The 19,527-nt window shown below is 68.8% G+C and carries 23 protein-coding genes; 14 read left to right on the top strand and 9 right to left on the bottom strand.

Features of this window, described 5'->3' with window-relative positions:
• Positions 1-36: 36 nt before the first annotated feature.
• Positions 37-1,059, top strand: a complete 1,023-nt coding sequence (locus tag ACZ54P_RS20365) for an LLM class flavin-dependent oxidoreductase (protein WP_465463116.1) — start codon at positions 37-39, stop codon at positions 1,057-1,059.
• Positions 1,060-1,135: 76 nt separating this feature from the next.
• The gene (locus ACZ54P_RS20360; protein ID WP_465463115.1) at positions 1,136-1,801 is read left to right on the top strand and encodes a S1 family peptidase; all 666 of its coding nucleotides are present in this window, start codon (positions 1,136-1,138) and stop codon (positions 1,799-1,801) included.
• Here the strand turns inward: ACZ54P_RS20360 and ACZ54P_RS20355 are convergent.
• Positions 1,798-3,183 carry an alpha/beta hydrolase gene (locus tag ACZ54P_RS20355; protein ID WP_465463114.1) on the bottom strand — a complete coding sequence of 462 codons (1,386 nt, stop codon included), beginning with the start codon at positions 3,181-3,183 and terminating at the stop codon, positions 1,798-1,800. The two genes, ACZ54P_RS20360 and ACZ54P_RS20355, sit on opposite strands and share 4 nt — an antisense overlap.
• Before the next feature lie 285 nt (positions 3,184-3,468).
• Here ACZ54P_RS20355 and ACZ54P_RS20350 point away from each other — a divergent pair, with 285 nt between their 5' ends.
• The 5 genes from ACZ54P_RS20350 (at position 3,469) to ACZ54P_RS20330 (ending at position 10,199) form a co-directional block, all read left to right on the top strand.
• Positions 3,469-4,626, top strand: a complete 1,158-nt coding sequence (locus ACZ54P_RS20350) for an acyl-CoA dehydrogenase family protein (RefSeq protein WP_465463113.1) — start codon at positions 3,469-3,471, stop codon at positions 4,624-4,626.
• Entirely contained in the window at positions 4,623-5,789 is a 1,167-nt protein-coding gene (locus tag ACZ54P_RS20345) for a CaiB/BaiF CoA transferase family protein (RefSeq protein ID WP_465463112.1), read from the top strand. Before ACZ54P_RS20350 ends, ACZ54P_RS20345 begins: the two co-directional genes overlap by 4 nt.
• A gap of 46 nt (positions 5,790-5,835) precedes the next feature.
• Positions 5,836-6,675: an LLM class F420-dependent oxidoreductase gene (locus tag ACZ54P_RS20340; protein ID WP_465463111.1), complete on the top strand. Its 840-nt coding sequence runs from the start codon at positions 5,836-5,838 to the stop codon at positions 6,673-6,675.
• 294 nt (positions 6,676-6,969) lie between these two features.
• A complete protein-coding gene (locus ACZ54P_RS20335; RefSeq protein WP_465463110.1) occupies positions 6,970-8,598 on the top strand; it encodes a GMC family oxidoreductase in 1,629 nt (542 codons plus the stop codon).
• 26 nt (positions 8,599-8,624) lie between these two features.
• Positions 8,625-10,199, top strand: coding sequence for a succinic semialdehyde dehydrogenase (locus tag ACZ54P_RS20330; protein WP_465463109.1), 1,575 nt, complete (start codon positions 8,625-8,627; stop codon positions 10,197-10,199).
• Here the strand turns inward: ACZ54P_RS20330 and ACZ54P_RS20325 are convergent.
• Positions 10,174-10,668, bottom strand: coding sequence for a hypothetical protein (locus tag ACZ54P_RS20325; protein ID WP_465463108.1), 495 nt, complete (start codon positions 10,666-10,668; stop codon positions 10,174-10,176). The two genes, ACZ54P_RS20330 and ACZ54P_RS20325, sit on opposite strands and share 26 nt — an antisense overlap.
• 89 nt (positions 10,669-10,757) lie before the next feature.
• Between ACZ54P_RS20325 and ACZ54P_RS20320 the strand changes: the two genes are divergently transcribed.
• The 4 genes from ACZ54P_RS20320 to ACZ54P_RS20305 all read left to right on the top strand — a co-directional run bounded on the left by ACZ54P_RS20320 (position 10,758) and on the right by ACZ54P_RS20305 (position 13,944).
• Positions 10,758-11,369 carry a SecDF P1 head subdomain-containing protein gene (locus ACZ54P_RS20320; RefSeq protein WP_465463107.1) on the top strand — a complete coding sequence of 204 codons (612 nt, stop codon included), beginning with the start codon at positions 10,758-10,760 and terminating at the stop codon, positions 11,367-11,369.
• Positions 11,370-11,440: 71 nt separating this feature from the next.
• Positions 11,441-12,502: an LLM class flavin-dependent oxidoreductase gene (locus tag ACZ54P_RS20315; protein WP_465463106.1), complete on the top strand. Its 1,062-nt coding sequence runs from the start codon at positions 11,441-11,443 to the stop codon at positions 12,500-12,502.
• A 34-nt stretch (positions 12,503-12,536) separates the two neighbouring features.
• A complete protein-coding gene (locus tag ACZ54P_RS20310; protein WP_465463105.1) occupies positions 12,537-13,427 on the top strand; it encodes a helix-turn-helix domain-containing protein in 891 nt (296 codons plus the stop codon).
• A 73-nt stretch (positions 13,428-13,500) separates the two neighbouring features.
• A complete protein-coding gene (locus ACZ54P_RS20305; protein ID WP_465463148.1) occupies positions 13,501-13,944 on the top strand; it encodes an SRPBCC family protein in 444 nt (147 codons plus the stop codon).
• Positions 13,945-13,947: 3 nt separating this feature from the next.
• On the opposite strand, the gene ACZ54P_RS20300 is transcribed toward ACZ54P_RS20305, so the two are convergent.
• Positions 13,948-14,928, bottom strand: a complete 981-nt coding sequence (locus ACZ54P_RS20300) for a M64 family metallopeptidase (RefSeq protein WP_465463104.1) — start codon at positions 14,926-14,928, stop codon at positions 13,948-13,950.
• Between the two features lie 104 nt (positions 14,929-15,032).
• Here ACZ54P_RS20300 and ACZ54P_RS20295 point away from each other — a divergent pair, with 104 nt between their 5' ends.
• The 3 genes from ACZ54P_RS20295 to ACZ54P_RS20285 all read left to right on the top strand — a co-directional run bounded on the left by ACZ54P_RS20295 (position 15,033) and on the right by ACZ54P_RS20285 (position 17,202).
• Complete coding sequence (locus tag ACZ54P_RS20295; RefSeq protein ID WP_465463103.1) at positions 15,033-16,007, top strand: LysR family transcriptional regulator; 975 nt, start codon at positions 15,033-15,035, stop codon at positions 16,005-16,007.
• Between the two features lie 74 nt (positions 16,008-16,081).
• Positions 16,082-16,834, top strand: a complete 753-nt coding sequence (locus ACZ54P_RS20290) for a S1 family peptidase (protein ID WP_465463102.1) — start codon at positions 16,082-16,084, stop codon at positions 16,832-16,834.
• A gap of 137 nt (positions 16,835-16,971) precedes the next feature.
• The gene (locus ACZ54P_RS20285; protein WP_465463101.1) at positions 16,972-17,202 is read left to right on the top strand and encodes a hypothetical protein; all 231 of its coding nucleotides are present in this window, start codon (positions 16,972-16,974) and stop codon (positions 17,200-17,202) included.
• Between the two features lie 17 nt (positions 17,203-17,219).
• Here ACZ54P_RS20285 and ACZ54P_RS20280 read toward each other — a convergent pair whose 3' ends face one another.
• From ACZ54P_RS20280 to ACZ54P_RS20255, 6 genes are all read right to left on the bottom strand, one after another.
• Positions 17,220-17,351, bottom strand: a complete 132-nt coding sequence (locus ACZ54P_RS20280; protein ID WP_465463100.1) for a hypothetical protein — start codon at positions 17,349-17,351, stop codon at positions 17,220-17,222.
• 43 nt (positions 17,352-17,394) lie between these two features.
• Entirely contained in the window at positions 17,395-17,718 is a 324-nt protein-coding gene (locus ACZ54P_RS20275; protein WP_465463099.1) for a hypothetical protein, read from the bottom strand.
• 127 nt (positions 17,719-17,845) lie between these two features.
• Complete coding sequence (locus tag ACZ54P_RS20270) at positions 17,846-18,835, bottom strand: LuxR C-terminal-related transcriptional regulator (protein ID WP_465463098.1); 990 nt, start codon at positions 18,833-18,835, stop codon at positions 17,846-17,848.
• Positions 18,836-18,855: 20 nt separating this feature from the next.
• Positions 18,856-19,056: a trypsin-like serine protease gene (locus ACZ54P_RS20265; protein ID WP_465463097.1), complete on the bottom strand. Its 201-nt coding sequence runs from the start codon at positions 19,054-19,056 to the stop codon at positions 18,856-18,858.
• Complete coding sequence (locus ACZ54P_RS20260; RefSeq protein ID WP_465463096.1) at positions 19,053-19,280, bottom strand: trypsin-like serine protease; 228 nt, start codon at positions 19,278-19,280, stop codon at positions 19,053-19,055. The genes ACZ54P_RS20265 and ACZ54P_RS20260 overlap by 4 nt, the downstream gene beginning before the upstream one ends.
• Positions 19,277-19,399 carry a hypothetical protein gene (locus ACZ54P_RS20255; RefSeq protein ID WP_465463095.1) on the bottom strand — a complete coding sequence of 41 codons (123 nt, stop codon included), beginning with the start codon at positions 19,397-19,399 and terminating at the stop codon, positions 19,277-19,279. The genes ACZ54P_RS20260 and ACZ54P_RS20255 overlap by 4 nt, the downstream gene beginning before the upstream one ends.
• Between the last annotated feature and the right edge of the window lie 128 nt (positions 19,400-19,527).

Raw genomic sequence — 19,527 nt, 5'->3', positions numbered from 1 at the left:
GGGAATCAAACCCGGTCACCGGACGCTTACACGTGCGTGAAGAAGATTGGTTTCCTGTCCTTCGGCCACTGGTCGGCGAGCGCGCACTCCGAGACCCGATCGGCCGCCGACTTCCTGCACCAGTCGATCGACCTGGCGGTCGCGGCCGAGGAGCTCGGCGTGGACGGCGCGTACTTCCGTGTGCATCACTTCGCGCGGCAGGCGGCGAGTCCGTTTCCGCTGCTCGCGGCGATCGGCGCCCGGACGTCGAAGATCGAGATCGGCACCGGCGTGATCGACATGCGCTACGAGAACCCGATGTACATGGTCGAGGACGCCGGCGCCGCCGATCTGATCTCCAATCGCAGGCTCCAGCTCGGGATCAGCCGGGGATCTCCGGAGCAGGTGATCGACGGTTGGCGGTACTTCGGTTACGGCCCCGCGGAGGGGCAGACCGCCGCGGACATGGCCCGGCAGCGCACCGAGGTCTTCCTCAAGCTGCTCGACGGGGAGGGTTTCGCGCAGCCGAACCCGCGGCCGATGTTCCCCAATCCGCCGGGGCTGCTGCGCCTTGAGCCGCACTCCGAGGGGCTGCGCGAGCGGATCTGGTGGGGCTCCAGCTCGAACGCGACCGCTGTCTGGGCGGCGGAGCAGGGCATGAACCTGCAGAGTTCCACCCTCAAGGACGACGAGACGGGCGAACCGCTGCACGTCCAGCAGCGCAAGCAGATCGAGGCCTACCGCGAAGCGTGGAAGGAGGCCGGCCACGAGCGGGAGCCGCGGGTGTCGGTCAGCCGCAGCATCTTCGCGTTGACCAACGATCTGGACCGCGCCTACTTCGGCCGCGATCGGAACTCGCGTGACCAGGTCGGCATGATCGACGAGACGACCAGGGCGATCTTCGGGCGGTCGTACGCCGCGGAGCCCGACGAGCTGGTGCGGGCGCTCAAGGAGGACGAGGCGATCGAGGCCGCGGACACCCTGCTGCTGACCATCCCGAACCAGCTCGGTGTCGAGTACAACGCGCACGTGCTGGAAAGCATTCTCACGCATGTGGCGCCGGAGCTCGGCTGGCGCTGAGAATGCGCGATTCGGCGGATGGGCCGGGGCTGCTCGCTGGTTACGATCAGGGCATCCCCGGCCATCGGAGGGTCCCATGAGGCTGCCCCGATCCCACTTTCTGCTCGGCCTGGTCGCGCTCTTCTGCCTCGTCCTGCCGCCGACCGCGCAAGCGAGCGCTCCCGCCCCGCTGGGCGGCGGGAGCGTCTTGCAGGGCAGCGCTGCGTCGCGGTGCACGGCCGGATTCGCCGCCGTCGCGGGGAAGGCCGGCTACCTGATCGCGAGTTCCGCCTGCGGCAAGCCCGGCGACACCATCCGCAGCGCCGGTCGTGTGGTCGGGGTCGTCCTGGGTGCCCAGGCTCCGCCGAACGGCGCGATCGTCATCCGCGTGACCAATACGACCGACTGGCGGCTGGTGGGCTCGATCCCGCCGACCGACAGCCGGGTGACGATCACCGGCTCGGTCGAGGCCCCGGTCGGCGCGTCGGTGTGCAAGTACGGCGCGACCACCGGCTGGCGGTGCGGCACCATCCTGGCGAAGAACGTGTCGATCACCTTTCCCGAGGGAACGCTGACCGGACTGACCCGCACGTCCGTCTGCGCGGAGCCCGGTGACAGCGGCGGGCCGTTCGTCAGCGGGACGCAGGCACAGGGTGTGCTGGTCGGTGGCAGCGGGAACTGTTCCAGTGGCGGCACCACCTACTTCTTCCCGGTCAACCGCGTCCTGTCGGCCTACGGGCTGACGATCCTCACCGGAACCTAGAACGGCAGCGCCCTCGGATACGGGGGAGGGGAGTGCCGCGCGAACGCGGGCGTGGTCGTGACCCGGGTTTCTCCGACGGTGTCGAAGATCGTCTGGTGTTCCGGGGCGAGCTTGCCAGCGTCGGCGTTCAGTGCGTCAGGGGCACTTGACGGCCACTGTCCGCGGTCCAGCCGCTGCTCCAGCGTGCGTAGCGCGGTGATCTCCTCGGACGCGGTGAACACACAGTGTCCGGCCCGGTTCACGAACAGCTGACGAAGTTTTCCCGGGGCACCGGCCAGCGCGACTCGCTCGGCATAGGCGCGTTCGTGCGCCGCCGGCGCGATGCCGTCCGCGACGGTGTGCATGGTCAGCACCGGAACCGGCGTGCGTCCCAGCGGCAACCCGAACCTCGCCAGATAGCCGGCCGCGGTCGGATCAGGGGAGATACGTGGCGCCTTCGCCAACTCTCCGAGGTCGACGTCGAGGTCGAGTCCCGCCTCCGCGTATGCCTGTTCGACCAGCGGCCGCTCGCCGGCCTTCGCCAGGATCCGCCGGTAGTCGATCCCCACGTTCCAGCTCGGGTTGCCGCCCGCGCGCTGTTCCAACGCGATTCTGTCGACGCCGAACGCGCCGGCGCGATAGAAGCGATCCCATACGCCCTGCCAGAAGACCTGTTCGGCGACAGCCGACGGCCGGGGTCGGGTGGCGTCGAACCAGCCGGGGATCTCGGCCAGCGCGTTCGCCAGCGCGAGTCTGGCCTGGCCTTGCGGTGTCGCGGCGGCGGCCTGGACCACGGCGGTGAACCGGTCCACGTTGGCCGCGGGATCGGTGATTCGCACCAGTTCCAACCGCGCGTCGAGCAGCGTGTTCAGCACGTATCCGAGATCGAGACCGGAGTTCCAGTGCGCGGCCCCGCCGGCGAGGTTGCCGCAGAAGGTCATCAGTCCGGCGAACCGGCGCGGGTTCCGCTCGGCGAGGAGGGTCGCGGTGATCGCCCCCACCGATTCACCCGCCGCGACGGTGCGACGCGGCGGGCCGACGGTGCGGGAGAACCAGTCGTGCAACCGGATCTGGTCGGTCAGCGCCTCTTCGATCGACCAGCCGCGCACGGCCCGATACTGGGACGCGGCCAGTGCGTACCCCTGCGCCAGCAAGAAAGTTTCGGTCGTGGGCTGTGAGGTCAGCGCGATCCGCTCCGGTTCCGGATACGCCAGGGAGTACATCCCGTGACTCCACAGCATGAGCGTGCCGTTCCAATTTTCCGGCACCAGCACCAGATAGCGTGCGCCGTCGAGTTCGCCTTCGTACCTGGTGACCGGGTCGGCGGCCGAGGCGCGGGGGACGACCACCAGCCCCAGCACGATGGTGAGCACAACAAGGAAAGTCAGACGGCGCCGCGCCATGACAACCACCCCCGGGGAGCCATCTTCCCGGCGGCCGGGGCGAATTGTCGAGATCCGCTCGGCCTAATTGAAGAGCACCGAGCGCGGCAGAAGCCTGTCCGAGCCATGGCCACCGTGGGGGCGGAGTGAAAAGTAGTCCTCGTTCTCGCACTCGTCGTCCTTGAACACCACAGCACTTGAGTCGGTGTTGTTGTCCGGACGGAAGGCGGAGGCATCCCACTCGGCGATCTCGGGAATTTCGACGCATTGTGGACCTGACCCGGGCCGGTGATCGATAGTGAGGGCATGTACACCGGCAACCCCGACGTCCCCGATGACGTCTTCGCGGACGTTCTCGGCCAGATCGACGACTTCGTGCGTAGTCGCGTGATGCCGCGTGAACTCGAGATCATGAGCACGGACGCCATCCCGGCCGACCTGCGGGCTCAGGCCGCGGAAATGGGATTGTTCGGATACGCGATCCCACAGGAGTGGGGCGGGCTCGGCCTCGACCTCGTCCAGGACGTCGAGGTGGCGATGGCGCTGGGGTACACGTCCTTGGCGCTGCGGTCGATGTTCGGCACGAACAACGGCATCGCCGGGCAGGTCCTGGTCGGGTTCGGCACCGAGGAGCAGCAGGCCCGGTGGCTGCCGGGGATCGCTTCGGGGGAGGTCGTCGCGTCGTTCGCGCTCACCGAGCCGGGTGCGGGATCGAACCCCGCCGGACTGCGGACCAGCGCGAAGCCGGACGGTGACGGCTGGGTGATCGACGGCGGCAAGCAGTTCATCACCAACGCCACCGAGGCAGGCCTGTTCGTGGTGTTCGCGCGGACGGGAACCGGGATCGCGGTCTTCCTCGTGCCCGCCGACGCGCCCGGCATCCAGGTCGGCGCGAAGGACGCGAAGATGGGGCAAGAGGGTTCGCGCACCGCGGACGTCTCGTTCTCGCAGGTCCGTGTCGGCCCGGAGGCGGTGGTCGGGGGAGACGGCGACGTCGGCTACAAGGCGGCGATGACGTCGTTGGCGCGCGGCCGGATCCACCTGGCGGGCCTGGCCGTCGGGACCGCGCAGCGGGCGCTCGACGAGTCGGTCGCGTATGCCGCCACCGCGACCCAAGGTGGCACGCCGATCGGGGATTTCCAGTTGGTGCAGGCGATGCTCGCCGATCAGCAGACCGGCGTCCTCGCCGGCCGCGCGCTCGCCCGTGAGGCCGCGCGGCTCTACGTGACCGGTGAGGACCGGCGGATCGCGCCGTCGGCGGCGAAGCTGTTCTGTACCGAGATGGCGGGGAAAGCCGCGGATCTGGCGGTGCAGGTGCATGGTGGCAGCGGCTATATGCGCGAGGTCGCGGTCGAACGGATCTACCGTGATGTCCGGTTGATGCGGCTCTACGAAGGCACCAGCGAGATCCAACGGCTGATCATCGGCGGCGGACTTGTGCGCGCTGCGAAGAAAAAAGCATGACCCGGCCGCTTGACGGGATCACGGTCGTCGCCATCGAGCAGGCTGTCGCGGGGCCGCTGGCCACTCGCCATCTCGCCGACCTCGGCGCGCGGGTGATCAAGGTCGAGCGCGTCGACGGCGGGGATTTCGCGCGCGCCTACGACCACGCCGTCCACGGCACCGGCGCGCATTTCGTGTGGCTGAACCGCGGGAAGGAATCGCTCGCCGTCGACCTCAAGACCGCCGAGGGCTGTGACGTCGTCCGGCGACTGATCGCGAAGGCCGATGTGTTCCTGCAGAATCTCGCGCCTGGCGCGGCCGAGCGGCTCGGGTTCGGCGACCTGCGGGACGAGCGGCCCGAGCTGGTCGTGGTGAACCTGTCCGGCTTCGGCGCGGGCGGGCCGATGGAGCGGCGCAAGGCCTACGACATGCTGATCCAGGCCGAGGCCGGCCTCATCGCGATCACCGGCACGGCCGAAACCCCGGTGAAGACCGGGATTCCGACCGCCGACATCGCCTCCGGCATGTATTGCGCGCAGGCAGTGCTGGCCGCGTTGCTGCGCCGCTGGCGCACCGGCGAGGGTGCGACGATCGAGGTCTCGATGCTGGAGGCCACCGTCGAATGGATGGGCTACGCGCTCAACACCCGGATGTACGCCGGAACCGAGCCCGACCGGATGGGCCTGAGTCACGGTGCGATCGCGCCGTACGACGCCTTTCCCACCAGCGACGGCCAGATGCTGATCGGTGTCCAGAACGACCTCGGGTGGCGGACTCTCGTCACCGACGTCCTCGACGCGCCGGAGCTCGCCGACGACCCGCGCTTCACCACCAACGTGCGACGCGTGGCCCACCGCGCGGAATGCGACGCCGCCGTCGCGGCCCGGACCTCGCGGTGGTCCAACAGCGAACTCGACGAACGGCTCGCCGCCGCCGGGGTTCCCGCCGCCCAGCTGAAGGACGTCGGCCAGGTCGCCGATCATCCCCAGCTGCGGGCCCGTGCTCGCTGGCGCAAGGTCGGCACCGAGTTCGCCCGCGTCGACGCCTTGCTGCCACCGGTGACCTTCGACGATTTCGAGGCGTGCATGGGCGACGTCCCGGCGCTGGGTGAACACACGCGAGCCCTGCTCGTCGAGTCCGGAGTGGACGCCGACGACTACTCGCGCCGCGGTATCGCCCGTTGAATTTCGGCCGGGCGACTGGAGGAACTCCAGGTTTACGATCAAGATCATGCGATTCGCCATCAAGACTTCGCCGCAGGACACCGTTTGGTCCGACATGCTCGCCGTCTGGCAGGCCGCCGACGAAATCGAACTCTTCGAATCCGGCTGGACCTTTGACCACTTCTATCCCATTTTCTCGGATTCGACCGGTCCCTGCCTGGAAGGATGGGTCACCCTCACCGCGCTCGCGCAGGCCACGAAACGGCTCCGGCTGGGCACGCTGGTGAGCGGCATTCACTATCGGCACCCCGCGCTGCTCGCGAACATGGCCGCGACACTGGACATCGTCTCCGGCGGTCGTCTGGAGATCGGCGTCGGCGCGGGCTGGAACGAGGAGGAATCCGGCGCGTACGGCATGGAACTCGGCACCATCAAGGAACGCAGCGACCGGTTCGAGGAAGCCTGTGAGGTGCTCGTCGGTCTGCTGACCCAGGAGACCACCACGTTCCAGGGCGAGCACTACAAACTGACCGACGCCCGCTGTGAGCCGAAGGGTGTGCAGAAGCCGCATCCGCCGATCTGCATCGGCGGCAGCGGCGAGAAGCGGACGTTGCGCACGGCCGCCAAGTACGCCCAGCACTGGAACTTCGTTGGTGGCACGCCGGAGGAGTTCGCGCACAAGCGTGAGGTCCTCCATCGGCACTGCGCGGACATCGGCCGGGATCCGAGTGAGATCACGCTGTCCTCGCACGTCCGCCTCGGGGTGGACGGCGACTACGCCAAGGTCGCCGCGGACGTCGAAGCGCTCGGCGAAGTGGGCCTGGACCTGGCGATCATCTACCTGCCGCCGCCGCACACCCCCGCCGTGCTGGAGCCGCTGGCGAAAGCGCTCGAACCGCTGCGCTGAGCGTGGGCACCGATCATCGGCCTGTGCGGGGACAACTCGTCCGCGCACAGGCCGACCGTGTGTCCGGACGGTCACTTCTTCAGCGTGAGCGGCGACCGGAGGACTGCGCCGAGTTCGCGATCGACCCGTTAAGGGACGTGGTTACTCAGGCAGCAGATAAAACTACACAAAGTGGCGACTATGTCGCCCGCGTACTCGGCGCCGAGCGCCATTGCGGAAGGGGGCCGTCTCGCTATACGGTGGCAGAACTAGAACAGGTTATAGTTCTGCACGGTGGCGGACCGAGGAGCGGGAATGGCGAACAGGGCGCCGCGCGGCGACGAGGCCGATTACGTGGTCGTCGGATCGGGCAGCTCGGGGGCCGCGATCGCGGGCAGGCTGGCGGAGTCCGGAGCCAGCGTGATCGTGCTCGAGGCGGGTAAGAGCGACGAGAGGCTGCTCGTCAAGAAGCCGGGGCTGGTCGGCCCCATGCACGCGGTACCCCAGCTCAAGAAACCCTTCGACTGGGGTTACTACTCGGTCCCGCAGAAACACGTTCTCGATCGCCGGATGCCAGTGCCGCGGGGCAAGGTCGTCGGCGGCTCCAGTTCCATCAACGGCATGGTCTACGTCCGCGGCAACCGCGCCAACTTCGATTCCTGGGCCGCGGAAGGCAACAAGGGCTGGGACGCCGACAGTGTCAACGCCGCATACAAGCGGATGGAGGACTTCGAGGACGGCGAGAACACGTTCCGCGGCGCGGGTGGGCCGATCCGGGTCACCCGCAACAAAACCCCGCAGGAGGGGACACTTCAGTTCCTCCAGGCGACCGCCGGCGCGATCGGCTGCGAGATCCTCGACGACTACAACGCCGCCTCACAAGAGGGCGTCAGCCGGATGCAGCAGAACGCCGCCGACGGCCTGCGCTACAGCGCCTCGCGCGGCTACATCCACCGTCTCGCGCCCGCGACCCTGGAGGTCCAGTCCGGGGTGCTGGCGAAGAAGGTGCTCATCGAGAACGGCCGTGCGGTCGGCGTCGAGGTCGTCGACGCGAACGGGCAAAAGCGAACGCTGCGCGCGGGCAAGGAGGTCATCCTCTCGGCGGGCTTCGTCGGATCCGCGCACCTGCTGATGTTGTCCGGGATCGGCCACGCCGAGCACCTCAAGGAGCACGGCATCGACGTCGTCGCGGATCTGCCGGTCGGCGACAACCTGCACGACCACATGTTCCACGCGCTGACCTTCCGCGCGTCGTCGAGCAAGAACAGGGGTACGCCGCCGTACTTCGCGCGCGGCCTGGTCAGCGAACTGATGCGGCCGGGCACGACGTTCCTGGCGCACTCGGTCTTCGAGGCCGTCGCTTTCCTGAGGACTTCCCAGGCCGCCGAGGTCCCGGACCTCCAGTTGCATCTCCTGCCGTGGGCCTACGTGACGCCCAACCAGGACGCGCCGATCCGGCACGACGTCGACAAGCGGCCCGCGCTCACCGTGCTGACCACGCTGATCTACCCGAGGAGCCGCGGCACGCTGCGGCTCGCCTCGGCCGATCCCACGGCGGCGCCGCTCATCGACCCCCAGTACCTGTCCGACCCGGCCGATCTCGAAGTGCTCGGCGAGGGCTCGGAGATGGTCCGCGAGATCTTCGCGTCGAAGGCGTTCAAGGGGTCGATCAAGGAGGAGCTCCACCCGGGCAAGGCGTTGCGGGGCCAGGAGTTGCGCGACGCGATCCTGAACCGCGCGACGTCGGTCTACCACGGTGTCGGCACCTGCCGGATGGGCGTCGACGAACTCTCCGTCGTCAGTCCTGACCTCAAGGTCCGCGGCGTCGAAGGCCTGCGGGTCTGCGACGCTTCGATCATGCCGTCGATCACCGGCGGCAACACCAACGCGCCCGCCATCATGATCGGCGAGATGGGCGCGCAGCTCGTCCTCTCGGACAACTGACCGGACAACTGACGGAAAAGAGGGCCATGACCGTCACTCCGCTCGCGCTCACCCGTCCGGCGTCGGTGACCGACGCGTTCCTGCGGCGTCTCGTCGCCCGAGTGCCGGGCTCGTCCGGCGCGACCTGGAAGCTCACCGAGGTCTACACCGGCGAGGTGCTCGTCGAGTTGCCTCAGTCGACGCCGGCCGACATCGAGCATGCGTTCACCACCGCTCGGGCCGCGCAGGAGAAGTGGGCCGCGACCCCGCTCAAGCGGCGGCTGGAGGTGTTCAAGCGGGCGCACGCGCTCTTCGTCGCTCGCGCGCGGATCGTCGCCGATCTCATCCAGGTCGAGAGCGGCAAGAACCGCCGGATGGCGATCGAGGAGACCTGCGACCCGGCGATGGTGATGAGCCATTACCTGACGCGGGCAGCCAGCCTGCTGGCGCCGACCAAACGCGGCGGACCGGTGCCGTTCCTGACGACGTCGACCGAGATCCGGCAGCCCAAGGGGGTCGTCGGGATCATCGCGCCGTGGAACTTCCCGTTCGCCACCGGCATTTCCGACGCCGTCCCCGCGCTGATGGCAGGCAACGCCGTCGTGCTGAAGCCGGACAACAAGACGGCGCTCTCACCGCTTTACGGCGTCGAGATGCTGGAGGAGGCCGGGCTGCCGAAGGGCCTGTTCCAGGTGGTGTGCGGAGAGGGCCCCGACGTCGGCCCCACCCTCATCGACCAGGCGAATTACGTGATGTTCACCGGTTCCACGGCCACCGGCCGGGTGATCGGCGAGCGTGCGGGACGGAACCTCATCGGCTGCTGCCTCGAACTCGGCGGCAAGAACCCGATGATCGTGCTCGAAGACGCCGAGCTGGCCGAGGCCGTGCAGGGTGCGATCTTCGGCGCTTTCGGCAACACCGGGCAGATCTGCATGCACATCGAGCGGATCTACCTGCCGGAGTCCCGCTACGACGAGTTCAAGACCGCGTATGTGGCCAAGGCCAAGGCGCTCGACGTCCGCGCCGCCTACGACTTCGGGCCCGACATGGGCTCGCTCGTCTCCGTCGACCACATGAACCGCGTCAAGGCGCACGTCGACGACGCCGTCGCGAAGGGCGCGACCGTCCTTTGTGGAGGAAAGCCGCGACCCGACATCGGTCCGGCGTTCTTCGAACCGACGATCCTCGAAGGCGTCACGAAAGACATGCTCTGCGGCGTCACCGAAACCTTCGGACCCGTTGTCGCACTGCACACGTACCGCACGGTCGACGAGGCCGTGGCGTTCGCCAACGACACCGAATACGGCCTCAACGCGTCGGTGTGGGGCGGTGACGTCGGCGCCGCACGCGCGGTGGCCGCGCGCATCGAGTCCGGCAACGTCAACATCAACGACATCCTGGCCACGGCGTACGCGTCGAAGGGGACACCGTCCGGTGGCGTCAAGAATTCGGGCGTCGGCGCCCGCCACGGGGACCAGGGCCTGCTCAAGTACACCGACGTCAAGAACGTGGCTGTGCTCAAGAAACAGGTCATGGGTCCCCGCGGCGGCCAGACCTACGAGAAGTACGTCGAGGGAATGCTTTCCGGGCTGAAACTCATGCGGCGGCTGCGCGTCCGCTAGACCTCGTCGGTGTGCCCGGGGTGCGGCCGGCACGCAGGCGATGCTGAGCACGCGCCACGAAGGCGGCGATGGTGAGCGCGTTGAGGACCAGCGATTCGGAGACGTCGACGGTGGGATCTGTCGCGTACGCCGTCGCGAAGGTGGTGACGAGGTAGTAGCCGCCGACCGCGACGGGCAGTACGCAGATGCCCAGCAGGATCGGTTTCCAGTTCGTCCGCACCGCGTAGAGGATCGGCGCGCCGGTCTCTTCGACCTTCAGCCGCACGACGAGACCGACGCCGATGAGCAGGACGGACGCGCAGAACGGGATCCGCCAGTCCCAAGTGGTGAGCCATTCGGTGCCGCCGAGGCTCAGAAGGCTGAACAGGCCGGTGGCCAGCAGTGCGTGTTTGACGGCCATGAGCACGGCGTCACCCCACCCCTCGGTCAGCGCGGCCGCCGTCAGGGTGAGGTGACGCGCCAAGGCCACCCTCGGGGTTCTCGAGCGCACCGTCCGGCGGCGCGGCGCTTCGCGTCTTCGAGCACATTTCCGCTGCCGCGCAAGGCAGAATGACGTCCGTGCGCACTCTCTTCGTAGCGGCCGCCCTTGTCCTGCTCGGGGTGACCGGATGTCAGGCCGAGGTTTCGGGCCAACCCGAGCCCGATGGTGACGGTTTCGTCGTCAAAGACGGGTCCCGGCTGCGGTTTCGGCCGGTCCTGACCGAGCTTCCACCGGGACCGGCGACAGGCTCGGCCACGAACCGGCAGAGCACGGACCCCGCCGAGCAGCGCGCCGCCGCGGCGGCGCTCGACTGCTCACCTGGACAGGACCCGTTGGAGGGCCGTGATGATCCAGCGCTCCCGTTGGTCAGCTGCGACCGCGTCGAGGGCACGAAATACGTGCTCGGCCCGGCGTTCCTCACCGGGGCGGAGGTCAGCCGGGTGCGTGCCCACCTGGATCCGCGGCAGGCGAACCCGATCATCGACCTCACTTTCACCGCCGCGGGTGCGCGGACGTGGGCGGACTGGACCACGGGGAATGTCGGCAAGCAGGTCGCGGTGGTGCTGAAGAGCCGCGTCCTGACCGCGCCGATGATCCAGTCCGCCATCACCGGCGGGGAAGCTCAGATCACCGGCAAGTACACCCTCCCGCAGGCGCAGCAGCTGGCGCGTGACATCGCCGGGGGATGAGCACCTTCGGCGACGGAATATGATCGACGAAGGACACGTTTGAGCGTTCAACTACTTTTGAGGAGTTGGACATGGGCTACGAAATCCTGAGCACGCGGCAGGAGCCGTCCTTCGGCCTGGACACCTTCGGTGACGTGGAGAACGGCGTGGACGGCCAGCCGGTGAGCCAGGCCGAGGCCATCCGCCAGGTCGTCGCCGAAGGTGTGCTCGCCGACCAGGTCGGCGTGGACTACTTCGGGGTCGGGGAGCACCACCGCACGGAGATGGCGGTGTCCTCACCGGACGTCGTCCTCGCGGCGATCGCCGGCCGGACCGACCGGATCCGGCTGGGCACCGCGGTCACGGTCCTCAGTTCGGACGACCCGGTGCGGGTGTACGAGCGGTTCGCGACCCTCGACGCGGTTTCCCGTGGCCGCGCCGAGGTCACGCTCGGCCGGGGCTCGTTCACCGAGTCGTTCCCGCTGTTCGGCTACTCGCTGGACGACTACGAAGTGCTGTTCGCCGAGAAACTCGACCTGTTCACCCATCTGCAGAAGGAAAAGCCGGTCGACTGGAGTGGAACCGTCCGGCCCGCGCTGGACGGCGCGCAGGCCTTCCCGCTCACCGAGTCCGGCAGCGTGCCCGCCTGGGTCGGGGTCGGTGGGACGCCGCAGTCGGTGGTCCGTGCGGCCGCGTACGGCCTGCCGCTGGTGATGGCGGTGATCGGTGGATCGCCGGAGCGGTTCACCCCGCTGGCCGACCTGTACCGGCGTGCCGTGAAGGAAGCCGGACACGGGGAGCTGCCGATCTCCATGCACAGTCCAGGACACGTCGCCGAGACCGACGAACTCGCGGTGGCCCAGCACTTCCCGCATCACCAGGCGGCCTTCGCCAAGATCGGCGCCGAACGGGGCTGGGGCCCGATGTCCCGCGCCGATTACGACGCCATGGCCGGGCCGCGCGGCGCGCTGTTCGTCGGTTCCGTCGAAACCGTCGCCCAGAAGATCGCGTGGGCGGTGCGGACCCTCGGCCTGTCGCGCTTCCAGCTCAAATACGGCGCGGGCGCGCTTCCGCACGAGCAGCGGCTCGAGTCGATCCGGCTGTACGGCGAGCAGGTCATCCCGCGAGTGAAGGAACTGCTCGCGCGGAGTTGACCTTCGCCGTTCGAAGCGCGCTAGCCTCGAAGTCGTGGTGTTCCACTCCGAGCGTTTCGACCTGCGGCCGTATGCCGGTTTCGACATGGCCCGCTACGTCCGGCGGACCTACTGCAGCTGGGAGGAGTCCGGCTGGCAATCCCTGCTGGTCCAGCGGTTCGACCATGTCCCCGTCGCCGAGGACATGGAAATGCCGGCCACCGCGGATCTGCACCTGGTCTTGCCGGTCTCGGGACGGGCGTTGCTGGAGACCCGCGGTGAGGGCCGCTGGAACCGTTCCGACTGGCGGCCGGGACGGCTCACCCTGGCGGTCCCCGGCAGGCCAGTGCTGCACCGGTACCGCGGTGACGAGTCGATGCGCAGTCTGCAGGTGCACATTCCGGGCACCACGGTGGAGTCGATCGCGACGCGGCTGGGCGGCCGCGCGGTCGACCACGAGGCGATGGCGGCCTCCTTGGCCGGGGGAGATCCGCTGCTCGACGAGCTGGTCCGGGCACTCGGGAACGCGAGTGAGGAAGACGACCTGTACGCCGAATCCGCGGCCGCCTTCCTCACCGTGCACCTGCTCACCCGCCACGCCCTGAAGCCGTCTCCGCCGAGGGCGGGGCGAGAAGACGCCCGCGTCCGCGCCGCTGTGGCGATGATGCGCGAGCGGCTGGCCGACCCACTGAGCCTGGCCGACATCGCCGGGGAAGTGCACCTGAGCGTCTACCACTTCATCCGTGTCTTCAAGGAGAAGACCGGCGAGACCCCGCATCGGTTCCTGGCCCGGCTCCGGATGGAGGAGGCGCAACGGCTGTTGCGCGACACCGATCTCGCGGTCACCCAGATCGCACCGAGATGCGGATTCGCCACCCCCGGCGCGTTGTCGGCCGCTTTCCTCCGGCACACCGGTGTGCGCCCTTCGGACTATCGCAATTCCTGATCGGTCCGCCGCAACCTCACGCATGGTGACCGGGCTCGCCCGTTTCTAAAGTGACGGTGTGAGTAGTTCCCGAATGCAGTCGTACGACGTCACCGCCGAATCGTCGGCGTCACCCGCGACGGTGTGGGCGCTGTTGCTGAACGCCCGAAGCTGGCCGGTCTGGTCGCGGGTCGACGCCCTGGAAACCGCCGCGTCGCAAGGACTTTCCGCCGACGGACGCGACGGCGTCGGCGCGACCCGCGCCTTCCGGACCGGCAAGATGGTCACCAAGGAGCGGATCACCGCGCTCGAACCCGAACGCCGGTTCGCCTACGAGGGCGTCGAGAACCCGACGATGGCCGACTACCAGGCGGCCGTCGAACTGCGTGAGACCTCCGGCGGCGGGACGCAGATCCGTTGGCATGGAACGTATCGCGCCCGCCAAGGCATGGCGTGGTTCTTCCAGTGGTATCTGCGCCGCTTCATGCGGGGGATGGCGACCGGGCTCGCCGACCACGCCGGCGGCCCGGCCCGGTGACCGTTACGGGTGGTGGTGCTGGTGCTGGGCGGCTTCACGGTGGAAGCCGGCGATCATCGCCTCCGTGCTCGGCGGGTTGAAGGGTTGCCCGAGCGTGCGCATGAGCGAGTTCACGCTGGGACGGTACATCCCGGTCTTGCAGTAGCGCGATCCCTCGAAGGCGCCGACCGTGCCGCCGTCGGGAGAAGGCTTGCCGAGCCAGGCGTACCACTTGGCGCGGCGGTCCCTCATCTGCGTGGCGGTGAGCGCGCTCGCGTTGGGCTCGCGCGGTTCGCGGGTTTCGCAAGTGCCGTAGTCGTATTCGTCGGCGAGCCCGCCGATGGAATGCCCGAGTTCGTGGGCGACGATCTGGCTGGCCTGGGCGTTGGCGCCCGAAGACGTGGCCACCCCGCCGCCGGCACCGCCGTACTTGGTGGTGTTCGCCAGCGCGATGACCTGATCGACGTCCGGCGCGGCCGCGGCGTACTGGTTCGCCTTGGTCTCGTTGACGCACAACAGCCGTTCGATCCCGCCACACCAGAAGTACATGCCCAGCGCGGTGTTGCGCCGCACCCCTTGGGTCGGGTCGTTCGTGACGCCGGATTGGGCGGAGACGACGTCGACCTGCCAGAGGTTGAACTGCTTGCGGTAGCTCTTGTACGGCTCGATGGCGAACAGTGCCGCGATGCTGGAGCGGACGTGCTGCGAGTAGGTGGAAAGCTGGCCCGAGGTGTAGCCGTCACCGACGAAGACCAGGTCGAAGGTGGTTTCGCTGGGGCCGTTGATTTCGATCGGGGTCACCGCGGCGGCGCTCGCGATCCGCTGCGGTAACGCGGTTCTGTCCGAAGCCGGGCGGCTGACTTCCACCCGCCTGATGGTTCCGCCGGCTTCGAAGGCCTCCATCGACGTGGTGAACCGGGGAGCCGGGGCCGCCGATGCCGTCGCGGGAAGGAGACCGGAGACGAGGACGGTGGTCAGCGCGAACATGAGACCTGCGCGTCGCATGCGTACTCCTTGCGGGGAGGGGAGGAAAGAAGAGAGGAGTACGAAAAACGATCCCGACTTTCGACGGCTTCCGGCACATCCCAAGTGGCCATAAGGTCCGCGTGATGGATGTCGAGTTACGTCATCTCCGAGTGGTGTGCGCGGTCGCGGACGCGGGCAGCATCACGCGCGCGGCGATCGGCATCGGCAGCACCCAGCCCGCGCTGACCGCGGCGGTCCAACGGATCGAGCGCGCGTTCGGCGGAACGTTGTTCGTCCGGGGCAGGGGAGGAGTCGTCCCCACGGCGTTCGGCGAACGCGTGCTCGCGCACGCGCGGACCGTCCTCGCCGCCGCGGACACGATGCACCGCGACGCGGCCCGCTGGCTGGCGGACGAGGAGAAGCGTCCGGTCGCGCTGGGTGGGATCGGCGGGTCGATGGTCGTCGAGCTGGCGGACCGCCTCGGTGATTCCGGCCGGGCACCAGCGGTTTCGGTGACGACGGAGTTCTCGCCGTTGCGGCTGCTGGATCTCGTGGCGGGCGGCCAGCTCGACGCCGCCGTCGTCGCCGACTATCCCGGGCACGTCCTGCCCGCCGCACCGCGGGTGGCGCTGCGGCCGCTGGCCGCGCAACCGGTGTTCGTGGCGATCGCCGCGGATCATCCGGCCGCCCGAGGCGCCGAAATCGCTTTGGCCGACCTCTCCGCCGAACGCTGGGTGCTCGGGCCGTCCGACGGCGCCGGCTGGCCGGAATGTTTCGAGGAAGCCTGTGCGGCGGCGGGATTCCGGCCGCAGGTGGCGCACCGGAGCACGGAACTGCGGCCGCTGCAGCGCCTGATCGCGGCGGGCCGGGCGATTTCCCCTTGCCAGGTCACGTTTCCCGCCTCGCCCGGGATCGCGATCCGGGCGCTCGCGGGGGATCCGTTGTGGATGCGGTATCTGATCGCTTGGCACACCGAAGGCGCGTTCGGCGGGAACAGTGACGCCTTGATCGCCGCGGCCGAGGCGGCTTACCGGTCCGACACCGACAGCAGCCACACCTATCGCCACTGGCTCACGCGCCGCGGCGAACCCGCCGCCGCCCGGCGTGCCATCGGGTGACACCTGGTCGGGGAATTCCCCTTGTCGGGCGGCGGTCCTAGCCTCGGATCACCTCATCGACGAAGGGTAAGAAATTGCGTCTGCGCGCCCTGCTGGCCGCTGCTGTCCTGACCATCGCCACCGCTCCGGCCGCGCTCGCCGCGCCGGCCGTCGCCCACGGCTCCGACGTCCCACCAGGGCAGTTCGGGTTCGTCGCGAAGATCGCGATGACGAAGATCCCCCGCCCGGACGGCTCGACCTACAGCAGTTACTGCACCGGTGCGCTGGTCGCGCCCGGCTGGGTCGTCACCACCGGGCACTGCTTCCACGACGCGCACCGCAAGCGCGTGGCGGGCAAGATGCCGTATCCGACGACGGTGACGCTGGGCCTCGTCGACGAGGCGATCGAGTCGGGGGTGGCCCGCAAGGCGACCGAAGTGCTGCAAGCGAAGGAAAACGACGTCGCACTCCTCCGGCTCGACACCCCGGTGAGCATGGTGTCGCCGGTGAAGGTGAGCCGCGTGCTCCCGAAGGTCGGACAGCAGCTGACCCTGGCGGGTTGGGGCAGCCTGACCGCCACGAATCCTGCCCCGGCGACCCGCATGCAGCAGGGCACCGTCCAGGTGGCGACCGTGACGCCGACGACCATCGGCGTCCGCGGCGCGGCCCCGGCGATCACGACGAGCGCCTGCACGTACGACTCGGGTGCGCCCTATTTCCTCCCCGAAGGCAAGGGCGGCACCTTGGTCTCGATCGAAACCACCGGCCCGGCCTGTCCGCACGCCGGGATCGAGACGACTTCCCGCGCCGACGTCATCGCGGACTGGATCGCCACCCAGACGGCCTAGCGAGGGCGGGCGGCTGAGCCACGGTCTGGAAGTCCGTGATGGCCTCCTTCCCTACTTTGAGAGTAGGGAAGGAGGCCATCACGGGCCTGTTTCACCTCGTGACCGAACGGGTAGCAGCGTCAACAGGAGGTAGAGCGATGACGAGTGATCGAATGACCGCGCCTCCGGCGCCGCCGAACCCCATGCCGCCGGATCCGGGGCTGCCCGACCCCGGTATTCCCGAGCCGGTGCCGGACCCCGGGAGGCCCGAGCGGCTACCCGACCCGGGGGTTCCAGAGCGACTCCCGGAGCCGGTACCGGATCGTCCGCTGCCGGAACCGGGAAGCCCGCCGGAGCCTCAGCCGGGAGCGGCCCCGCCCGGGCCGTGAGCCGGAACCGTCCGGGGTCAAAGGGTGAACGCGAGCCACAGCGCGAGCCAGGCGCAGGCCGCGACCGTGATGACGATCGCGCACACCCGCAAGCTCGCGGCGGCGATCCGGAGTGACGCGGTGCCGTTGTGGTGCCGGTGATTTCCCATGGTGCCGCCCTCCTTTCAAGATCATCTTCCGCCCTCCGGGAGTTCACCGCAGCGGAGGGGAGCTACCTGGGTGACCCCATCCGAGTGAGGGCGGTTCGCGGCGAGGGCCGCGTTTAGTCCTCTGAATGCGCTCGTGCGTGTCGCGAACTACCGCATTCAGAGGGCTAAACGCGTTGTGGGGCCGCCCCGGGCGCCGGGCGATCGGCAAGGTGCTCTGGGGGGTCAGCGCGCCGTCCCGCAGGGTGTAGACGGTGCGCGTGCCCGAATAAGTGATCCGGTCGACGGACGCACTGATGTCGTCGGCCTCGGTGGCGACGGTTTCGAACGTGCGGCCGCCGCCCTCGAGCGGGGTGCCGGTGTGGTTCATGATCTCTCCCTCCCACTTCCGGTGAACTTTTCACCGAAAGTGCTCTCGTAAAGGGAGACGGTCACGGATCAAGATCGTGCACCGGGAGTGTGATGCGCCACACGAACGCAACCCGTGACCTCGGATCTCAGAGCCAGCCGTTGTGCGCGGCGAAGACCCCGAGCTGGAACCGGCTGGAGACCCCGGCGCGGTCCATCAGGGTTTCGAGGTAGCGGAACAGGGTGCGCCTGCTGACGCCGAGTTCGGCGGCGATCTCGTCATCCTTGCGCCCGGCGGCGAGCAGGAGCAACAGCTCTCGTTCGATCGGCCGGATCGCCTGCTCGGCCGCCCGCCCCCGCTGGTCGAGCGGGAGTGCCGCGGCCCAGGAGGTTTCGAACAGCCCCTCCAGTGCGGAGAAAAGGCTGCACGGGCGCACGATGACGATCGACTGGTTCCGGTCGGCCTCCCGGATGGTCAGCGCGATGGTGGCCGCCCGGTCGTCGAAAAGCGTGAGTTTCACCGGGAGCTCGGGCAGGAGCCGGGCCTGTTCGCCGGCCCGCAGACACGGCAAGATGTTTTCGGCGAGGTAGCCGGGATCGCCCAAGGACGCTCCACTGTAGACACAGCGGTAGCTGATCCCACGCCGCAGCTGATCCTCCTCCAGGAGATTCCGGTGGCCGCCGGTGAAGTAGGGCGGCGAATCGAGACGGCGCACCTGGTGCCGCACCATGGTCGCGAGGTGCTGGAGCCTCGGGACGATGGCGTCGCCGGTGACCACTTCGAGCAGGTCCTGAACGTGTGGCATCCCGGAATGCGCTCGCCGGAAGGCGCGGTACGCGGTCTGGACCGCGAGGCGGGCGTCGTGCAGTTCGGCCTGCCGTCGCGTGGTCAGCGCGGCGAGCGCCTCACCGGGATTGGCGGGGAGGAACCCGGTTCCGTCCACTCCGGACGACACCGCCAACCCGGCGTTCGTCAGTTCTGCCAGTGCCTGACGGACGGTCTTCGCGTCGCCTTGGCTCGGCACCAGCTCCGCGGCGGTCACCGGGGCGCTTTCGAGCATCCGGCCGTAGACCCGGGCGGTGGTCTCGCCGAGGCCCAGCCTGATGAGCTGCGCGCCGAGTCCGTCCGGTGGCGTCATTCTCGACTCGTTCACCGAACCTAAACGCCCGAGGTGTCGCGGATCCAGGCGCGGTTCGCCGCGATACCGGTGTGCGTCGAACTGTCCACTTTGTTGCCGGCGATGTGTACGCCGACCTGCTTGCCGCCGACGAACACCGGTCCGCCCGAGTCGCCGCCGTTGGTCAGGCCGTCGCCCTTGCGTGCCTTGATCAGTCCACTCCCGACACTCGTCACCGTCATTCGGGCGACCTCGAGACAGCGTTGTAGCCCCAGCCGTGAACGTATTCGGTGTCGCCAGCGGCCACTGAGGATCCGAGTGACGCGTAGGTAGTGGTGGCCGAGCGGTTGAGTCGCAGGAGCGCGATGTCGGCGCCGGATTCGTCGACGCAGTGTTCGGCGGTGAGTACCCAGCGGGCGCTGATGATCGAGCCGGAGCACCACTGCTCGCCGTTCTGCTCGATCATGGCGCCCATGGTCCGGACTGGGCGTAGCCGCCGTCGATGATCGGGGCCGCGCCGGCGGCGGGCGCCGCCGTGAGTCCGGCCGCGCACAGCAAAGCGGTGAGAAGTCCTCGGATGCGCATGGGTGCCTTCCGCTGGGGACAAGAGAGAAAGGAATGGGGAGCGCGACGGGTCGCGGCGTGCCTGGCCGCGGCGGATCGCCAGGGGCGCCCGGCCGGATCCGCTGCCGGTTTTCCCATGCTAAGCAAGC

This window comes from Amycolatopsis sp. NPDC034160 (genome assembly GCF_055575355.1).
Note: the sequence above shows the minus strand (reverse complement) of the source record. Positions and strands in the feature narration are given on the sequence as shown.

Bases quoted from the DNA above. Each gene is read 5' to 3' on its own strand.
- ACZ54P_RS20360 (WP_465463115.1), top strand. From the start codon at position 1,136: ATGAGGCTGCCCCGATCCCACTTTCTGCTCGGCCTGGTCGCGCTCTTC.
- ACZ54P_RS20355 (WP_465463114.1), bottom strand. From the start codon at position 3,183: ATGGCGCGGCGCCGTCTGACTTTCCTTGTTGTGCTCACCATCGTGCTG.
- ACZ54P_RS20350 (WP_465463113.1), top strand. From the start codon at position 3,469: ATGTACACCGGCAACCCCGACGTCCCCGATGACGTCTTCGCGGACGTT.
- ACZ54P_RS20345 (WP_465463112.1), top strand. From the start codon at position 4,623: ATGACCCGGCCGCTTGACGGGATCACGGTCGTCGCCATCGAGCAGGCT.
- ACZ54P_RS20340 (WP_465463111.1), top strand. From the start codon at position 5,836: ATGCGATTCGCCATCAAGACTTCGCCGCAGGACACCGTTTGGTCCGAC.
- ACZ54P_RS20335 (WP_465463110.1), top strand. From the start codon at position 6,970: ATGGCGAACAGGGCGCCGCGCGGCGACGAGGCCGATTACGTGGTCGTC.
- ACZ54P_RS20330 (WP_465463109.1), top strand. From the start codon at position 8,625: ATGACCGTCACTCCGCTCGCGCTCACCCGTCCGGCGTCGGTGACCGAC.
- ACZ54P_RS20315 (WP_465463106.1), top strand. From the start codon at position 11,441: ATGGGCTACGAAATCCTGAGCACGCGGCAGGAGCCGTCCTTCGGCCTG.
- ACZ54P_RS20305 (WP_465463148.1), top strand. From the start codon at position 13,501: ATGCAGTCGTACGACGTCACCGCCGAATCGTCGGCGTCACCCGCGACG.
- ACZ54P_RS20300 (WP_465463104.1), bottom strand. From the start codon at position 14,928: ATGCGACGCGCAGGTCTCATGTTCGCGCTGACCACCGTCCTCGTCTCC.
- ACZ54P_RS20295 (WP_465463103.1), top strand. From the start codon at position 15,033: ATGGATGTCGAGTTACGTCATCTCCGAGTGGTGTGCGCGGTCGCGGAC.
- ACZ54P_RS20285 (WP_465463101.1), top strand. From the start codon at position 16,972: ATGACGAGTGATCGAATGACCGCGCCTCCGGCGCCGCCGAACCCCATG.
- ACZ54P_RS20280 (WP_465463100.1), bottom strand. From the start codon at position 17,351: ATGGGAAATCACCGGCACCACAACGGCACCGCGTCACTCCGGATCGCC.
- ACZ54P_RS20275 (WP_465463099.1), bottom strand. From the start codon at position 17,718: ATGAACCACACCGGCACCCCGCTCGAGGGCGGCGGCCGCACGTTCGAA.
- ACZ54P_RS20270 (WP_465463098.1), bottom strand. From the start codon at position 18,835: ATGACGCCACCGGACGGACTCGGCGCGCAGCTCATCAGGCTGGGCCTC.
- ACZ54P_RS20265 (WP_465463097.1), bottom strand. From the start codon at position 19,056: ATGACGGTGACGAGTGTCGGGAGTGGACTGATCAAGGCACGCAAGGGC.
- ACZ54P_RS20260 (WP_465463096.1), bottom strand. From the start codon at position 19,280: ATGATCGAGCAGAACGGCGAGCAGTGGTGCTCCGGCTCGATCATCAGC.
- ACZ54P_RS20255 (WP_465463095.1), bottom strand. From the start codon at position 19,399: ATGCGCATCCGAGGACTTCTCACCGCTTTGCTGTGCGCGGCCGGACTC.